Below are 17,731 nucleotides of genomic sequence, written 5' to 3' on the forward strand. Positions count from 1 at the left end.
AGCCTCCTTTATTTACTTCCGAACATTATCTTTTCCACAATTTTTGTTGAAAACTTGTTAATAACTGAATAAGTATTCCCTCAACTCTTTGCTTTATCAACTTTCTAACTTGTTATCCACACTTTTAGTGGAAAACCTGTTTAAAACTCTGTATAACTTTATAGTTATTAACAAAATCGCCATTTATCCACAGGTTTATCAACATATCAACATATGTTCGTACTTGATTTAGTTGTGTTATCTATTTTGGACACAAGATATTGTTTTAGGGTGATTTAAGTATACACATTTTGTGAATAAACTTGTAGATAGTGTGCATAAGTTCATTTCCGAACAATATAGAAAACTCCGCTCAAGTTAGGTTTGAGCGGAGTTTGGGTTTATTCTTGAGCAACTAATGTAATCGTTGTTTGTTGTAATTCGCCGTTACGATAATACTCAATCGTCACTTCATCACCTGGATTAGATTGGTTAAATAAGAACTGTCTTAATTCTAAAACGTTCGTAATTTCCTGATCATTCATTTGAACAATAACATCGTATTGTTCAAGTCCAGCTTGAGCTGCTGGTGTCATGCGCTCAACGCGTTCTACCACAACGCCACTTTCTACATCGTTAGGTAGGTTTAGCGTGTTTTCCCAATGGTATTGCGCCACATCCGTTAACGAGAAGATACTAACGCCCATGTAAGAGCGTGTTAACGTACCATCTTCTTCAAGATCAGCAATAATTGGTCTCGCAATATCAATTGGTATAGCAAACCCTAAACCTTCTAAGTTGGCTGAGGCATATTTCATTGAATTAATACCGATTAATTGCCCATCTAGATTAACTAATGCTCCCCCTGAGTTTCCAGGGTTAATAGCTGCATCAGTCTGAATAACTTCTGATTGCCAATCCGGTTGTCCGTCACCACTAAAGTCCTGTGGAATAACTCTGTCTTTTCCACTGATAATACCTTGTGTGACAGACCCTGCAAACTGTAGGCCTAATGGGTTCCCAATGGCAATAACGGGTTCTCCAACTCTTAAGTTTTCAGAGCTTCCAAGTTCAGCCACTTGTTCAGCATGTTCAGCGTCCATACGGATTACCGCTAAGTCGGTATATACATCGCCTCCAATGACTTCGGCTGCAACCTGTTTCTCTTGAGATAAAGCAATTTCAACATCATCTGCATTTTGTATGACATGGTAATTGGTCACGACAAATGCATCACCATCGGAGACTTTATAAATGACACCTGATCCAACTCCATCTTGTTGATTGTTATTATCTCCAAACATACTTTGTTGTTTAATATTGACCACACCTACAACAGCATTAGAGACGTTGTCTACAATATCTGTTATTTGGGTATTCACTTCTACATTAACCGTTTTGTTACTACCCTCAGTGTCTGATTCATTTTGATCAACCTGGTTATTCGATTCTTCTTCCTGAGCAATGTCATAAGGGAGAAGGTTTGCCTGAGCTAATATAGGTAATGCCAACAAAACTAATATGGCTCCCAAAACTAACCCAACCAAAGATGGCATGAGCCAACCTTTGTTATGACGTCTGGGTCTCATATGATCATCATAATATCCCATTTCCTACACCTCACTGTTCGTGGATTTAAACATAACAAATAGGAGTTGGTTTAACAGGGCTCGTATCTTCTAACAATAATTGCTCACCGACTGCTACATCGTGTTTCTTTAAAATTTGTTCGACACTCATACGCGCTAAATCAACCATATTATTATCTTGGCTTAAGTGCCCTAAATAAATATGCTTCGTACGATTCCCAATGACATCTAACATAGCAACAGCAGCATCTTCGTTGGAGACGTGCCCTTTATCACTTAATATTCTACGCTTAATGTTCCAAGGATATCCACCCATTTGTAGCATTCCTACATCATGATTCGCCTCAAACAAGATGGCATCCGAATTACCAACCGTTTTTTTCATTCTATCGGATACATACCCCGTATCAGTTAACATTGACACTTTTTTTCCTTCATGATGAAACACATAAAACATAGGATCAATGGCATCATGTGATACGCCGAAGCTTTCAATATCTAAATCTGCAAACGTTTGAGAGGTTTCCATTCCGAAATGAAATTTTTGATCCGTTGAAATTTTACCTAGGTTAGGTTCCATGGCCTCCCAAGTTTTCTCATTGGCATAAATAGGTAATTGGTATCGTCGTGCAAAAATACCAACGCCTTTAATATGGTCGCTATGTTCATGCGTCACTAAAATACCATCTAGCTCACTTGGGTTAACTTGAATGTCATCTAGTAGTGCTTCTAACTTCTTGCCACTTAACCCAACATCGACTAATAATTTCGTCTGATCTGTTCCGATATAAAATGCGTTTCCTGTACTCCCCGATGCTAATACACTGAAATGTAGTGTCACTCTGTCTCACTCCGATTTATTTCTAATTCATCGATTTCTCTTTTTAAACTTTCTTTTAATCCAATAACAAAATCTAATTCATCATTTGGAATGTGCTGTCCTTCAATGGCGTTGACAAAGTAGTGCTCGTCATCGTTTACAATAACTTCCCATGTTGGGACGAAAACTTGTACACCATCTTCTAAGGGAACAAGTCGTTGGTACCCCATCTTCATGGAAACTGCGCTCTCAGGCATAATAAAATCACTTGAATATAGGGTCCGAATGACGTTTATAGGATCAATCGTTTCTTGTTCTTCCGTTCTATGTTCAACTTCTTCAAGTAATGTTTGTCTATACTGTATAGCTCTTCCTTCCTCATCTAACTGAACAATGAGGGAACTTGTTTCATTAAAATAAACCATTCGGTCATTTTGTTTCTGGAAAAATAATAACACATTTTCTTCCTCATAATAATCCCAAAATGAGTACTGATCACCGTAAAGAACCTGTTCCTTAATTAATGAAATCGCCTCTTCACGATTTTCAAAATCAAGCTCTAGCGGTTCATTAAACTCACTAACGATGACTTCTTGATTCTCACCGACTTCAATCGTTTGTTCATCTAATAAATCACCTAGATCATCCATGTCATCTTCAGTTAATTGATAGCGCTCAGCTGATACGTAAGCTTCTGTTTGACCACTTTCAGGTAGCGAGTATTCGATTTCTTGAGCGGCCAATTGATCTTCTAATGTTGATTTATCTAACGTATCATACTCACTACGCTCAACTTTATTTAGAAGTTCCTGCAATAAAAATAAGTTCAAAACCAAGAAGCTAATAATAAATATTGTTTTAATCTGGCCCCATTTCATATTACTCAACCCCTTGGTTTAAATACTTCGAAGTAAAGGAATTATACTCTTCCCATGTCCCTTGATATTTAATGTACCAGCTTGGTTCTAGAGTCATGACTTGGGAAGTGACATCTGGATGTTTAGATAACTTATACCCGAGGCGAAACTCCTCAATTAAATCTAGAGAAACTTGCCCTTCAATACTTTGCAATGATTGATAGATTTGTTCACCAGAATCCATCCGTTTTTCTTGGGCATTTGAGAATTCTTGACTGATTTTGAATAGTGGCCTTTTCATACGATACAGACCATTATCGCCCCAGTCTTGTTCCATAATCGTATATTGACTGCTGTCAAAAACTGGATATCCATTATAATACATCCGATAGGTCAACGTATTGGTCGGTTGTATAGAAAGTTTGCTTAATTTGTATTCATCAGTCCAACCCGTATGGTCGTTAGTAAATTCAATACTTCTATTGACCAAGTCATCTGGGTTCATTCTAATTTGTTCATTAGAAAGCGGATTAATGAACACAATAAATTCATTATAATTAAAGGCACTATACGTTTTTAACGCGCGGTTCCCATCCGTGTGATGAGAACTTTCGTCTAATGCACTTGATGTCCTTCTAATTAAAGAAGGGTTGTTAAATAATACGTTCTTAAGTGGTTCTAAATCTAAGTCTTCCGTTGTTAATGTATAGGCTGGCATACTTTCTTCTTCGTTAGGTAAATAAAATTCCTTATTGCCAATAGGATAACGGCTTAGAAACATCATCTTACTTCTATTATCAATTTGACCCTCTAATTCTGCATAAACATCTGAAGATTGAATATTCCCTACAAAAATTTGTTCTTCATCACGACGGTCTGACAGAAAAAGAATTTTGATGTCCTGTGCAGACGAATCCAAATGTAAATACATTTTATTGAACGAGCCGCTTAAAATACCTGTCACATCACTAACATTAAACATTTGTGGTATTAATTCCATTGGGAGATCATCCGGAAAGTGCAGTTCAATACTTTCATTTAAATTATTTCGTTGCAATCCAAGGTCCGTTTCTTGCATAAACTGATTCAATACATTTTGATTAGAACTGTTTAGTGAAGTTATTTTGGAAATCTCCCAAGATGTCATCTCACTATAAAAATCGGTCTCTTCCTCTTTATCCAATAGCTTTTTAGCTTGATTATAATGATGAAAAATGACTTCGTTCGGATAAATAACTTCACTTATAGACTGCTCTTGTCCATCTAATTTCGTGCGATCAAGATAATCTCTCTGTTCAAGTTCATCAAATTGAGGTTGATACGTCCATAAAGCGAACGTGAGAAATAAGCTGAATAACACTAAGAGAAAAAGGACAAGCGATTTAATGTTTTCTAGATTCATTTACGCTGCCCCCTTTTCTTTTGCATCAGTGGCAACCGGAATGTAATGGTTGTACCTTCGTTCTCTTTACTCTTAGCCCATACTTCACCGTCATGAGCTTCTATCAACTCTTTAGCGATCGCAAGCCCAAGTCCCGTACCACCTAATTGACGGGAACGAGCTTTATCAACTCGATAAAAACGATCAAAGATTTTATCTATATTGCTCTCTGGTATTCCGACACCTTCATCAGTGACTTTCGTTAATAATTGGTGTTTTTCTTTTGTAACTTCAACCAAGATTTCTCCACCTTCTGGAGAATATTTGATGGCATTGGATATAATATTATCTAATACTTGCGTGACTTTATCTTTGTCTACCCAAACATTATATTTTTCTTCTGGAACATTTCTTTTGATATCAATTTCTTGTTTTAGATTTAATTCGAAACGATCAACCACATGATGAATAAAATCCGTATAATTCACACGTTCCTTATGCAGTTGATAATCCTTGTTGTCCATTTTAGATAACTGTAATAAATCGTTGACGAGGCGAATCATTCGCTCAGTTTCATTTTGAGTAACGGATAAGAATTTAGGCGCAATATTCTCGTCCTTCCACGTATCGCCATCTGTTAAGGCTTCTAAGTAACTGCGCATCGTCGTTAGTGGTGTTCTAAGTTCGTGGGAAACATTCGCCACAAACTCTCTTCGTTCACGCTCAACTTTCTCTTGTTCGGTGACATCACTAATGACCGTAATAATACCGCTAAACTCTTCGTTCTCATCCTGTACTTCGGAAAAATTAGCTCGAACTAATAACAGCTGAGCTTCGTCTGAAAGGTCTATGATGACACTTTTCATATCTTTTAATTCATTAATGTCTGATACTTGATCTTCCATACCTAGTAACTGAATAAGTGAATTGTCCTCTAACTCTTCTTGTGTTGCTTTTAATAGATTTTGAGCAGGGAGATTCATTAAAATAATTTTACCAGTCTCCTCAGTAGCGACAACACCATCTGTCATGTTGGTTAATACTAGACTTAGCTTTCTCCGCTCCCCTTCTGTTGATGCCTGGGCAGCCTTAATTTTGTCGCCTAATTCATTAAATGTCTCTGCTAACTGTCCTATTTCATCCGTACCATAAACATTAACTTTTTGTGAGTAATCACCTTGTCCCATTAATTTAGCTTGCTTACGCATTTCAGTTATGGGTTTGGTAATCGTTCTAGCAACCAGAATCCCTAATAAAGCAGAAACTGTGATGGCTAGCATCGTACCATTGGCAAAAATCCGATTAATATCATTCATTTGCCCATAAACACCTTCTAAAGAGGCCTCAATTGATAAAGCCCCTACAACCTCATCTGATCCTTCACTTTCATAGATTGGGGTAGATAATACAAGTGTTCTGTGGCCATTTTCTTCATTATATCGAATATCTTCGTCATGGTTTCCCGTTAAAGCTTGTTGGATTCTCGTCTCTGTTGTTCGTTTACCAACATTGTGTAATTCCATCTGGTTCGTCGTGCCCAACACACGACCATTATTATTAATGACTAAAATCTCACTTAAATCATCAGATGTATAGTCATTAATAATTTCTCTAACATCCACTTCAAGCGATGGTGTCCCCTCTTCTGAGCGATCCACCTGAAATGCTTGTTGTAAGTTATAATTTAATAATTCTACTCGGTCGTTAACCGATTCAATAAAATTATCGGTTAATTCCTGTTCTAATTGCTGAGCAAAATAAGCTCCAATAACTTGAATCGTAATTAGAATGAGTAGGATATATATAATAATCATTTTTAGTTGAATGGATTTAAAGAATCCCCAGATGGTTTTCATACTAACTTCCCCTATTCAGGATTACGCATATAATATCCAACCCCACGTCTAGTCACAATCCAGTTAGGGTTACTTGGATTTTCCTCAATTTTCTCGCGAAGCCTTCTAATCGTGACATCAACTGTACGTACATCACCGTAATAGTCGTAACCCCATACAGTCTCTAGTAAATGCTCACGAGTCATCACTTGTTCTAAATGTTTTGCTAAATATAATAACAGTTCAAATTCTCTATGGGTTAAATCTATTGGTTCGCCGTCTCTTGTAACCGAATAATTTTCACGGTTAATCTCAAGTGCTCCAATTTTTAGATTTGGTATAGAACCACTCTTAGGGTCTTCTGATTGACTTTGCCTTCTAAGGTTAGCTTTTACCCGAGCAATCACTTCTCTATTACTAAATGGCTTCGTTACATAATCATCAGCCCCGAGTTCAAGCCCTAAAACCTTATCAATTTCAGAGTCCTTTGCTGTCAACATAATGATTGGCATTTGAAAATCTTTACGAATCTGACGGCAAACTTCCATACCATCTTTCTCTGGTAACATAATATCTAATAAAATAATGTCTGGTACTTCTCTTTTTGTTAGTTCTATTGCTTCATCACCATCATAAGCAACAACTACATCATAACCTTCATTTTCTAAATTATATTTTAAAATATCTGCAATTGGTTCTTCATCATCGACAACTAATACTTTATAGTTCATGACTACACCTACTTTCATTAGGATAAAAAGTCTTGTCCATTATTATTTTACATGATTTTACGTAAAATGTCTTTTTCAATCAGATTAAGAAAAACGCCTCTTATGGCATCATATTAAATTAAAATATTAAGAAACCTCTAGCTATAAAAGCTAGAGGTTAAAAATTAATAACCAACAAAATTTAATGGGTTCACATTCGAACCGTTCTTCAATACTTCAAAATGTAAGTGAGTTCCTGTTGAACTACCGGATGAACCCATTACACCGATTTTCTGACCGCGTTTAACCGTTTGGCCTGAACTGACTGAAATACTTGACAAGTGAGCATATAGTGTTTTGTAGCCGTTATTATGATTAATAACGACCTTCTTTCCAAATGCGCCATCATTTCCAGCAAATGATACGGTACCATTATCTGCAGCTTTAATCGTTGGGTCACTCACACCAGAGATATCTATTCCTTTATGCATTCTTCCCCAACGATACCCCATTGTACTTGTAAGGATACCTCCAACTGTTGGGTTTGCAAATTGTCCAGAACCACGAGAGTCAATTACCTTTGTTCCTCGGAGTACCACTTTGTTTCGTGGATCCTCTACGACTTCTTCGTCAACTTTTACTTTATTGATCACTTCGTTGTTCTTTGTTGTTATTTCGTATTTAATACGTTTTGTTCCTTTTTTACCTTGTTGTTCAACTTCAGTTTGACCTTTATATAAAGAGTCTGTGTCTTTATATTCTGTTTCAAAACCGATAGACTCTTCTTCTTCTGTTTCTTTTGTATAAGTGACATCAATGATTGGTTTTTCAGCTTCTACAAATACTTCCTGACCGACTTGAACAATTGAATCTTCATTTAAGTCCGGATTTAATTCTAGTAATTCATCAAAAGATAAGTCATACTCACTTGCAACCTGACCAAGGACCTCATTTTCCTTGATGGTATGTACTTCTTTACCTTTAGTGCCTCGTTCTAACATTTTTTGTAATTGTTCAGCACTTAATAATTCTTTGGGATCCACACCTTGTTGAGAGAATGTGAGATTTTCAGTTAAACCTAAATCAACTACCACTGAACCATCATTTAATTTAATCTTTTCATTCTCTTTTTCTTCTTTATCTTCTTCAGTGTCTTTTGCATATTCTTTAGGTAAATGGTTCAAGATGGACGTTGTATGAATTTCATTATTATCCATTGTTAGTAACTCAAAATCTTGTTTTAAATCTTCTGGTAAATACTTACTTACAACGCGATTGATAGCTTGGTTAGCTGTCTTTAGATCACTAACGTACCCTAATACTTCATCGTTTAGTTGTAATTTTACAGCAGAAGCGTTAAATGATATTTGTTCTCCTAATTCAGATTGTACTTCATCTACTTCATCTTTTGGCGTAAAAACAACTTCACTAACGTATGAGATGTCTTGTTCTGGAACTAAATCTACCTGATCATATTCATTCTCAGCTTGTTCTTCCAGCTCCTTGATATAGGATTCTACATCTTCTTTATTTTCAACTGTACCAACATGTTTACTATCAACATAAACGTGGTAAACTTCTACAAAGCTATCATTGACTGAGTCAGCATACACTGATCCAAAAGCCATACCTAAACCTACACAGGTTGTGAGGACGGTCTTTTTAATCAAAGACGTGTTTTTAAACGCACGAACACTATGCTTAACTCTCCCCATTAATTTTCCCACGACAAAATCCCCCATATTACTTAATTTATATAAATATATGAAACTAATCTACTATTTTCCTACACGTATATAATCTATCATAGGGTTTTGATGAAAATAAACCTCTATTCATACATTGTAAAGAACTTGTATTATTATTGACATTTTCTTCTAACAAAAAGCTAGTTTTTGTTAGAAGAAGTGTAAAAGGAAACTATATTGATGTGAAAATTTAGAATTTTTTACACAATTGTAATCTTTCTGTAACAATAGATTATAAAAATAATAACACAGTCATAACTGTGTTAATGAAATGAATGGTGGCTCGGGACGGAATCGAACCGCCGACACACGGATTTTCAGTCCGTTGCTCTACCGACTGAGCTACCGAGCCAGGTTTGTTTATATATTTTAATGGCGGTCCGGACGGGACTCGAACCCGCGACCTCCTGCGTGACAGGCAGGCATTCTAACCAGCTGAACTACCGGACCAATTAAATGCGAACAGCGTTAATACTATCACTTCATACCTGCTTTGACAAGCACTATTGGAGATTTTTTGTCCAACAATTTAAAGTTTGATAATTTGGGCAATCTATCAAAAATAATAGACAAGCTCCATTTTAATAGAAGCTTGTCCTTCTTTATTTAGTAAATATCTTTTTGAACAACGGTTTGATTTCGATCAGGGCCAACGGAAAATATTGATACATTTACTCCGATTAATTGTTCTATACGTGTTAAATACTGCTGTGCATTTTTAGGAAGATCCTCAAACGTTCGTACCTGACTTATATCTTCATCCCAACCAGGTAATTCTTCATAGATTGGTTTGCATCGTTCAAGTGATTTTCCATTTGCCGGATAATACTTAATAACTTCCCCGTCTAGTTCGTAACCTGTACAAATTTTCAGTTTGTCGATACCACTAAGCACATCTAAACAGTTTAACGATAAGTCAGTTAATCCACTGACACGTTTAGAATGATTTACAACTACGGCATCAAACCAACCAACACGTCTTGCGCGACCCGTTGTTGTGCCGTATTCATGGCCGACTCTTCTAATTTGTTCACCCGTTTCATCATTTAGTTCTGTCGGAAATGGTCCATCGCCAACTCGAGTCGTATAGGCTTTCGAGACGCCAACAACTTTATTAATTTTGTTAGGACCAATCCCACTTCCTGTAGCTACGCCTGCAGCTGACGTGTTAGATGATGTGACATATGGGTACGTCCCTTGATCTATGTCGAGCATGACACCTTGTGCGCCTTCAAACAGGATGGAATCCCCTTGATCAACTGACTGATCTAATAATAAGGATGTGTCTACTATATGAGACTTTAACTTCTCGCCATAGTTAAGATACTCATGAAATACCTCGTCAATATTAACAGGTGATTCGCCGTAAACTTTTTCGAACCATATGTTTTTATCCTGAACTTGTTGTTTTATTTTATCTTTTAATACGTCTGGATCTAATAAATCCGCCATTCTAATGCCAATACGGTTAATTTTATCTGAATAAGCAGGACCGATGCCTTTCTTCGTTGTTCCAATTTGTTGTTCTTTTCCTTTTGATTCCTCTTGTAAACGGTCTAAAGTGATATGATAAGGCATAATCACATGTGCTCGACTACTTATTTTTAACTGATCTAGTGACATGCCGTTTTCTTTTACATAATTCATTTCTTCTAATAACTTATTGGGGTTGATCACCATTCCATTGCCTAATACACATGTTTTATATTGGTTGAAGATACCCGAAGGAATTAGATGAAGTTTATAGGTTTGATTACCAAATTTTATCGTGTGACCCGCATTATCTCCACCTTGATAACGGGCGATGACTTGTGCTTGTTTAGCTAAAAAATCCGTAATTTTACCTTTCCCTTCGTCACCCCATTGTGTTCCGATTACGACAGCAGTTGTCATGATAGGTCCTCCTAATATTAAGAAATAACATAAATACATCGTTAGTTTATCAATTCTTACGTTAATATTCAATTATAAACGAACATTTTTAATCACAAACTAAAAAATATTCGTTTTTAAAAACCGCCCCGAAAATTATTCGAGGCGGTTTAATTCATGCAGGTGGAATATCCGCTTCATTATATCGTCTGTCTAAATCGACGAATTTATTATACTCTTTTACAAAGGCTAACTCCACAGTACCAATCGGACCATTACGTTGTTTAGCGATAATTATTTCGATAATGTTTTCCTTCTCGCTATCATCTTCGTAGTAATCATCACGATATAAGAAACCAATAATATCGGCATCCTGCTCAATACTACCGGACTCACGGATGTCTGACATGATTGGACGTTTATCCTGACGTTGTTCAACACCACGTGATAACTGGGATAACGCAATCACAGGAACTTCTAACTCACGTGCTAATGCCTTTAATTGACGTGAGATTTCCGATACTTCTTGTTGTCGGTTCTCTCGACTTGTCCCGCTTCCTTGTATTAGTTGTAAATAATCAATTAAAACCATGCCTAAACCTGATTCTTGTTTTAACCGACGACATTTAGAACGTATTTCACTAACTTTTACACCAGGTGTATCATCGATATATATACCGGCATCTGAGAGGCTTCCCATTGCCATAGTCAACTTACCCCAGTCTTCCTCTTCAAGACTACCTGTTCTAAGTCTCTGCGCATCAATATTCCCTTCTGCACAAAGCATACGCATGACAAGTTGTTCGGCGCCCATCTCTAAACTGAAGATGGCGCAGTTCTCTTGAGCTTGAATCGCGACATTTTGCGCAATGTTAAGGGCAAAAGCGGTCTTACCAACAGAAGGACGAGCTGCGATAATGATCAGGTCATTTTTCTGGAATCCAGATGTAATGTGGTCCAAATCTTTAAATCCTGTAGGAACACCTGTAACTTCTTCGCTCTGATGGTGAAGCTGCTCAATATTGTCATAAACATTAATTAAAACATCTTTTATATTTCTAAACTTTCCTGATGCTTTTTGTTGAGACACATCTAAGATGGACTTCTCAGCGTAATCGATAATACTTGGTAAATCATCTTTTTCTTCAAATGATTTTGTTACAATGCCAGTTGCAGTCTGAATAATACGCCTTAAAACCGATTTTTCCTCAACGATTTTGGCATAGTAGTCAATATTTGCAGCCGTTGGAACAGATTCTGCGACGTCTGTTAAATATGAAACGCCACCAACATCATCCAGAAGTTCCAATTGGGTGAGCTCATTAGTTAAGGTTACTAAATCTATAGGCTCGCCTTTATCAGTTAAGCTAATCATCACTTCAAAAATTCGCTGATGACTAATGCGATAAAAGTCTTCTGCTTCTAGTGTTTCTGTAGCTGTCACAATGGCATTGGGTTGTAAAAAGATAGCACCTAGTACCGCTTGTTCTGCTTCTATATTGTGCGGTGGTGTACGATCTTGAGCTACGATATCTGACACGTCGGTTCCTCCTTTAGCCTGGAGCCATTAGGCTTCCTTGACATGTACACGTAAAGTCGCTGTTACTTCAGAGTGAACTTTAACTGGTACATTTGTATATCCTAACGAACGAATCGGGTTGTCTAACTCGATTTTACGTTTATCAATTTTTATTTGATGATTTTTCTTCAACTCATCAGCTATATGCTTACTTGTAACGGAGCCAAATAATCGGCCGCCATCCCCTGATTTTGCAGTCAATTCAACGGTTAAGTCTTCTAGTTCGTCTTTTAACTTTTTAGCTTCGTGCAAGATTTCTTCTTGGCGTTCTTTTTCTTTTTGTTTCTCGCCTTCAAGTTGTTTTAAATTTCCTTTAGTAGCTTCTACAGCTAAATTATTTTTTAATAAATAGTTTCTCGCATAACCTTCAGAGACGTTTTTAACTTCCCCTTTTTTACCTTTGCCTTTTACGTCTTTTGTAAAAATAACCTTCATGATTCGTCGCCTCCTTCAAAGTAATCATCAATAATTTCTTTAAGTTGTTCTTCTACTTGCTCAATCGTTGTATCTTCTAATTGAGTCGCTGCATTTGTCAGATGACCGCCACCGTTCATTTTTTCCATGATAATCTGAACGTTGACTTCTCCAAGTGACCTAGCACTCACACCAATTTTACCATCCTTACGTTTAGCAATAGCAAATGCTGCACTCACATTGCTCATCGTCAGAAGCGTATCAGCAGCTTGTGCGATAATAATGGCACCGTAGTCTTCATCTTTAAGGCCTTTAGCAATCGCAACACCTTCCTGATAGACGGTGGCATTTTTCACAAGCTCACTTCGTTTAACATACACATCAATATCTTCTTTTAGAAGGTTTTGAACTAATACGGTATCTGCACCTTTGGACCTTAAATAAGAGGCTGCATCAAATGTACGTGATCCGGTTCTTAACGTAAATGACTTCGTATCAACCGTAATTCCTGCTAATAATGATGTTGCCTCAAGTATATCAAGTTTTAACGGGCCATCTTGATACTCAAGTAGTTCAGTTACTAATTCTGCTGTAGATGATGCGTATGGTTCCATATATACAAGCGTTGGCTCTTCAATGAATTCTTCGCCACGTCTATGGTGGTCGATAACAACAATGCGCTCTGTTTTATTAAGCAAGCGCTCTTCCATCACCATCGATGGTTTATGCGTATCGACGACTACAATTAATGTATCTTTGGTTACCATATCTAATGAATCTTCTGGTGTAATAAACCAATCACTTAATGATTCATGCTCACCAATTTGGTCCATTAAGCGCTGTACACCTGTATTAACACCATCTGGATCAAAGACAACATAACCTTTTTTGCCATTTTGTTGTGCAAGCTTCAAAATACCGACTGAAGATCCAATAGAATCCATATCTGGCGTTAAGTGACCCATGATCAGAACTTTATCGCTCTCACGTACTAATTCACGTAAGGCATGAGAAATAACACGCGCTCTTACTCGCGTTCGTTTTTCCATAGGGTTCGTTTTACCGCCATAGAACTTCACTCTTCCTGACTCATCCTTAATGGCAACCTGGTCACCACCTCGACCTAAGGCAAGGTCTAGGCTGGACTGCGCTAAGTCACCTAATTCAGGTAAATCAGTTGATCCTCTTCCAATACCGATACTTAATGTTAGTGGCACATTTTGATCAGAGATGAGTTCTCGAACATCATCTAAAATTTCAAATTTATTTTTTTCAAGTTGCGTTAGAATTTCTTTATTTAAAACAGCCACAAATCGCTCTTGTGACGTACGTTTTAAATAAATACCATAATCATTGGACCAATTATTTAAAATAGACGTCACTTCTGAGTTCAAATGACTTTTCGATGTATCATCCATCGCTTGAGTTAATTCTTCATAGTTATCTAAGAAAATAACTCCAATGACGGCGCGTTCATTGTCATACGTATGCTCTAATTCAACTTGTTCTGTTCGGTCAAATAAATAAACGAGACGCTCTTGATTTTTTATAATCGCTTGGAAACGTTTCTCCCCTAAACTAATCCACGTTTCTTGATCTTGGTCTTTCACAGCATTTAATAATGTTTCCGATAAATAACTTAACGGTTCACCTATTAGAGACTGGTCATCATCGAAATAGTCGTTCATATAAGGGTTAGCCCACTCAATTTGGTTATCTTCATTAAATAACAAAATCCCATATGGCAACTCAAGTAGAGCTTCCTCTCCGACTTTTTTCACACGATACGATAAAGTCGATATATAGTTTTCCGTTTTTTGCTTATTACGAGCTTCAGTTCTGTAAGTAAAGTAAATCAGTATCGCTAATACTGTTGTAAGAACTGTCCCGATGATCCACTGATGGTATAACACGATAATCGTGAGTATACCTGCTAACCCATATAATAGCCATATACTTTTATTTTCTGTTAGCTCTTTCAAATCGTTCATGAACATTCATCTCCCAATCAATCGAGACATTAACTTTTCTTCGATAGTCGATCTCTTAGATGGAATCCTAAATCAATTATACCTAATATTCTTAGTGGATAAAGAAGTAAAATCGGTTGTAAAACAAATAACACGATAACAATATATGGTATGAACTTCGGCCACTTTTTATGGTGATTAAAGAAAAAGATAAACGATAAACCTTGTATTGATAATAATAATCCTGTCAGAGCATATAGGTTATCCCCTACTAAATACAGCATATCTCCACGTTCCGGAAAGATTAACGTTAAAATGACACCAATAAAGAAATACCAGATTAAAGCTAGTGGAAAAGTAAACTCTCTAAATTTAGGGAACTTAAAGGTTACACCTTCAGATCGCTTAATCACTTTATGACCTATTAACTGTGTAATCCAAGCATAGAATAGACCAAAAATAACCATACCAGTTGGGACCTTATCAACCATTGAATTCATTTGGTTGCTTAAAATTTCCCTTTCTTCATCAGACAGATCACCAAATTCGTCGTAAAATCCCATGTAAGTATTAAGGCTTTCGTTAAGCCCTTCTTGAATTTCCTGACTCCAGTTAACTTGGAAAATAAATTGTGTAATGACGTAAACTAAAGCCAAGCCAACTGTATAAGCCATCGTCCCGTAGGCTAAAGTCTCTAAAATTTTCCTTCGATTTCTAAGGCTTATGCCGATCACAATACCACCAAGACCAACAAAGACCGTTAATGGCAACGTAATCCCAATTAAGAAAAACGTGCTTAATAAAAGGACCGCTATAAAAAATATGCCTGTTTGCCTAGTTTCATACTTGTAAGCATATAAAATAAACGGTATAGGCAAAACAAACATTAGAAAGAAACTTAAAAAAGGTATAAACAAAACTAAAAGGAGCAATGCAATATAAACTAACGTATACACAACCCCATCTTTTACTGCGTTGGATTTAAGCATTTATGTGACACCTCTACCATAATATCTAATACTTCTATTTTACAACATTTTTAGGTTTAATCATATGTAAAAACCATGATAAGTATGAACTCACTTATAACCACAAAAAAAAGACAACATTTAAAGTTGTCCGAAAATAACCTTATTGAAACTCTGCTTTTAAAATATAAACAACATCATATCCCTCTATCTCATGTAAATGATCTTCAGGATTTTTAAAAAAATCAGCGCTAAGTGACCTCATACCATATTCATCATAAGAGTAACTATGACTTGCTAAGACGACACCTTCTTCAATTGAAATGCTATCTTCATGAATATCACTCGATACACTTGAAGCATTGGCAAAACCTTCAGCATTAGTGTCAAAACCACGAATTGAACTAACACCATCATCACTATTAACTCCAATATTAAATGCTATTTGATTATCTGTTTTTGTCGATGTCATGATAATAGATCCGTTGTCCTCAACACGAGAAGTTATTTTACTTATTCGATCATTAACCAACTCACCTGATTCATACTTCTCAATCCATACAGACACTTCTTTATAATCACTATCCAGGTTGAAATCATATACAAATGACTGATCCGCACTTGTAGTAAGTATGGCATTTTCTCGATCTGTTAATTCGACAGTAGAAATCGTATTGGTATTCGAATTAAAAGTATTACAAGCGCTTAATGAAAATATGGCCATCATTAATATAATTATAATAACTATTCTGCTCAATACATCCTCCCCCTCTCCCTTATGGCCTTAGTTGAAAAGTCTTTTTTTCACTTCTTAAATGCTCTTTCTCTCATCATTATCTAAAGAAAGTACTTCATTTTCTAATGTACGTAAATAATCACAAACCAGCTTTAATGAAACACCTACAAAGAGTAATATAAAACCACCAATGATAAAGGCGTATGTCCTGACGGTTCTTGCGATCAAGATGCTTTCATATTCTGAAGTATGCGCTGAAAAATCCCATGACTGAGTCCAACCATAAAATATGAATACCAACCCTAACACATGTGCGATTACACTAATCCATCTTAATGACGCCAAAACTAACCTCCTCTTTTATTATATAGAATCACTAGTTAATTTCTGAAAATTATACACATTTTGGTATATTGTACTCGTTATATTGAATGGATTCAACACTGACTTGTACATAAAAAAAGCAAAATAAGTATATTGGATTCTTACTTTGCTTTTATAAATCTATCTCCTATTCTGTTAATATATTTTGTAAGGTGTTCATGTTAATTTCCTTAATATCTTTGATAAGTAGTTTATTGTTAATTAAACTTGGAGTAGTCTCAATTAGAAGAGGACTTTCCTTGTGGTTTGCTTCTACAATAAAAAATTGTGTAATCTCAGTTGAATTTTGAAAATATTCCTTACGGTTTTTAATATCTTTACCTTCTAATGATGAATCCCTTTGAATAACATCTTCTAAATCATCGTTATCATTGACCAATAGATAATTGACTAAGTCAGCACTTGTCTTAGGCTTATTATCATCTAAAGCAAACCATATCCATGAAGTGAATAACATTATAATGAGTATAATATTTAAAAAATGTGTTTTTTTCATTATTAATCCACCTTTGCTTAAGTATAAAATCCTTTGAATTATATGTGATTATTAACTTCTTTTATTAATAGTACCTTATATTTTTTATTTTGTTGCCTTAGTATTACATTTCTTAATATAAAAAACGACTTACCTTTTAGGTAAGTCGTTGCAGTTCAAAGTTATTATTCGCTAACATATGGTAGTAATGCCATTTGTCTAGCGCGTTTAATTGCTCTTGTTAATTTACGTTGATATTTTGCTGACGTTCCTGTTACACGACGAGGTAAAATTTTACCACGTTCTGAAACGAATCGTCTTAGTAAATCAAGATCTTTATAGTCGATGTGTGTAATACCGTTCGACTTGAAATAACACACTTTTTTACGTTTGCGTCCACGACGTGCCATCGAT

Annotated in this window: 16 protein-coding genes and 2 tRNA genes; all 18 read right to left on the minus strand. The window is 36.1% G+C overall.

Features of this window, described 5'->3' with window-relative positions:
• Positions 1–380: 380 nt before the first annotated feature.
• The 18 genes from EDC24_RS11550 to rpsR all read right to left on the minus strand — a co-directional run bounded on the left by EDC24_RS11550 (position 381) and on the right by rpsR (position 17,727).
• A complete protein-coding gene (locus EDC24_RS11550; protein WP_124222769.1) occupies positions 381–1,589 on the minus strand; it encodes a S1C family serine protease in 1,209 nt (402 codons plus the stop codon).
• A gap of 25 nt (positions 1,590–1,614) precedes the next feature.
• Positions 1,615–2,409, minus strand: coding sequence for an MBL fold metallo-hydrolase (locus EDC24_RS11555; protein ID WP_124222771.1), 795 nt, complete (start codon positions 2,407–2,409; stop codon positions 1,615–1,617).
• Entirely contained in the window at positions 2,406–3,266 is an 861-nt protein-coding gene (locus EDC24_RS11560; protein WP_124222773.1) for a two-component system regulatory protein YycI, read from the minus strand. Before EDC24_RS11560 ends, EDC24_RS11555 begins: the two co-directional genes overlap by 4 nt.
• A 1-nt stretch (position 3,267) precedes the next feature.
• The gene (locus EDC24_RS11565; protein ID WP_124222775.1) at positions 3,268–4,647 is read right to left on the minus strand and encodes a YycH family regulatory protein; all 1,380 of its coding nucleotides are present in this window, start codon (positions 4,645–4,647) and stop codon (positions 3,268–3,270) included.
• Entirely contained in the window at positions 4,644–6,482 is a 1,839-nt protein-coding gene (gene walK / locus EDC24_RS11570) for a cell wall metabolism sensor histidine kinase WalK (RefSeq protein WP_124222777.1), read from the minus strand. Before walK ends, EDC24_RS11565 begins: the two co-directional genes overlap by 4 nt.
• An 11-nt stretch (positions 6,483–6,493) precedes the next feature.
• Positions 6,494–7,192, minus strand: coding sequence for a response regulator YycF (gene yycF, locus EDC24_RS11575; RefSeq protein ID WP_124222779.1), 699 nt, complete (start codon positions 7,190–7,192; stop codon positions 6,494–6,496).
• A gap of 164 nt (positions 7,193–7,356) precedes the next feature.
• A complete protein-coding gene (locus EDC24_RS11580; RefSeq protein WP_170158575.1) occupies positions 7,357–8,898 on the minus strand; it encodes a peptidoglycan DD-metalloendopeptidase family protein in 1,542 nt (513 codons plus the stop codon).
• A 297-nt stretch (positions 8,899–9,195) separates the two neighbouring features.
• Positions 9,196–9,271, minus strand: a tRNA-Phe gene (locus tag EDC24_RS11585).
• A 21-nt stretch (positions 9,272–9,292) separates the two neighbouring features.
• A tRNA-Asp gene (locus EDC24_RS11590) sits at positions 9,293–9,369 on the minus strand.
• A gap of 156 nt (positions 9,370–9,525) precedes the next feature.
• Entirely contained in the window at positions 9,526–10,812 is a 1,287-nt protein-coding gene (locus EDC24_RS11595) for an adenylosuccinate synthase (RefSeq protein ID WP_124222783.1), read from the minus strand.
• A gap of 154 nt (positions 10,813–10,966) precedes the next feature.
• Positions 10,967–12,331, minus strand: coding sequence for a replicative DNA helicase (gene dnaB / locus EDC24_RS11600; protein ID WP_124222784.1), 1,365 nt, complete (start codon positions 12,329–12,331; stop codon positions 10,967–10,969).
• A gap of 27 nt (positions 12,332–12,358) precedes the next feature.
• On the minus strand, positions 12,359–12,805 hold the full coding sequence (gene rplI, locus EDC24_RS11605) for a 50S ribosomal protein L9 (protein ID WP_124222786.1): 447 nt from the start codon (positions 12,803–12,805) through the stop codon (positions 12,359–12,361).
• Positions 12,802–14,775, minus strand: a complete 1,974-nt coding sequence (locus EDC24_RS11610) for a DHH family phosphoesterase (protein ID WP_124222788.1) — start codon at positions 14,773–14,775, stop codon at positions 12,802–12,804. The genes rplI and EDC24_RS11610 overlap by 4 nt, the downstream gene beginning before the upstream one ends.
• A 29-nt stretch (positions 14,776–14,804) precedes the next feature.
• Positions 14,805–15,743: a YybS family protein gene (locus EDC24_RS11615; RefSeq protein ID WP_124222790.1), complete on the minus strand. Its 939-nt coding sequence runs from the start codon at positions 15,741–15,743 to the stop codon at positions 14,805–14,807.
• Positions 15,744–15,885: 142 nt separating this feature from the next.
• On the minus strand, positions 15,886–16,479 hold the full coding sequence (locus tag EDC24_RS11620) for a hypothetical protein (RefSeq protein WP_124222792.1): 594 nt from the start codon (positions 16,477–16,479) through the stop codon (positions 15,886–15,888).
• A gap of 54 nt (positions 16,480–16,533) precedes the next feature.
• On the minus strand, positions 16,534–16,803 hold the full coding sequence (locus EDC24_RS11625) for a hypothetical protein (RefSeq protein WP_124222794.1): 270 nt from the start codon (positions 16,801–16,803) through the stop codon (positions 16,534–16,536).
• 166 nt (positions 16,804–16,969) lie between these two features.
• The gene (locus EDC24_RS11630) at positions 16,970–17,338 is read right to left on the minus strand and encodes a hypothetical protein (RefSeq protein ID WP_124222796.1); all 369 of its coding nucleotides are present in this window, start codon (positions 17,336–17,338) and stop codon (positions 16,970–16,972) included.
• 164 nt (positions 17,339–17,502) lie between these two features.
• Positions 17,503–17,727 carry a 30S ribosomal protein S18 gene (gene rpsR, locus EDC24_RS11635; RefSeq protein WP_124222798.1) on the minus strand — a complete coding sequence of 75 codons (225 nt, stop codon included), beginning with the start codon at positions 17,725–17,727 and terminating at the stop codon, positions 17,503–17,505.
• Positions 17,728–17,731: the final 4 nt, after the last annotated feature.

It is taken from the genome of Aquisalibacillus elongatus (genome assembly GCF_003843875.1).
Taxonomy (GTDB): Bacteria; Bacillota; Bacilli; order Bacillales; family Alkalibacillaceae; genus Aquisalibacillus; species Aquisalibacillus elongatus.

Coding starts and splice junctions, on each gene's coding strand:
- yycF (WP_124222779.1), bottom strand. CDS start 7,192: ATGAACTATAAAGTATTAGTTGTCGATGATGAAGAACCAATTGCAGAT.
- walK (WP_124222777.1), bottom strand. CDS start 6,482: ATGAAAACCATCTGGGGATTCTTTAAATCCATTCAACTAAAAATGATT.
- EDC24_RS11560 (WP_124222773.1), bottom strand. CDS start 3,266: ATGAAATGGGGCCAGATTAAAACAATATTTATTATTAGCTTCTTGGTT.
- rplI (WP_124222786.1), bottom strand. CDS start 12,805: ATGAAGGTTATTTTTACAAAAGACGTAAAAGGCAAAGGTAAAAAAGGG.
- EDC24_RS11630 (WP_124222796.1), bottom strand. CDS start 17,338: ATGAAAAAAACACATTTTTTAAATATTATACTCATTATAATGTTATTC.
- EDC24_RS11615 (WP_124222790.1), bottom strand. CDS start 15,743: ATGCTTAAATCCAACGCAGTAAAAGATGGGGTTGTGTATACGTTAGTT.
- EDC24_RS11565 (WP_124222775.1), bottom strand. CDS start 4,647: ATGAATCTAGAAAACATTAAATCGCTTGTCCTTTTTCTCTTAGTGTTA.
- EDC24_RS11595 (WP_124222783.1), bottom strand. CDS start 10,812: ATGACAACTGCTGTCGTAATCGGAACACAATGGGGTGACGAAGGGAAA.
- rpsR (WP_124222798.1), bottom strand. CDS start 17,727: ATGGCACGTCGTGGACGCAAACGTAAAAAAGTGTGTTATTTCAAGTCG.
- EDC24_RS11550 (WP_124222769.1), bottom strand. CDS start 1,589: ATGGGATATTATGATGATCATATGAGACCCAGACGTCATAACAAAGGT.
- EDC24_RS11610 (WP_124222788.1), bottom strand. CDS start 14,775: ATGAACGATTTGAAAGAGCTAACAGAAAATAAAAGTATATGGCTATTA.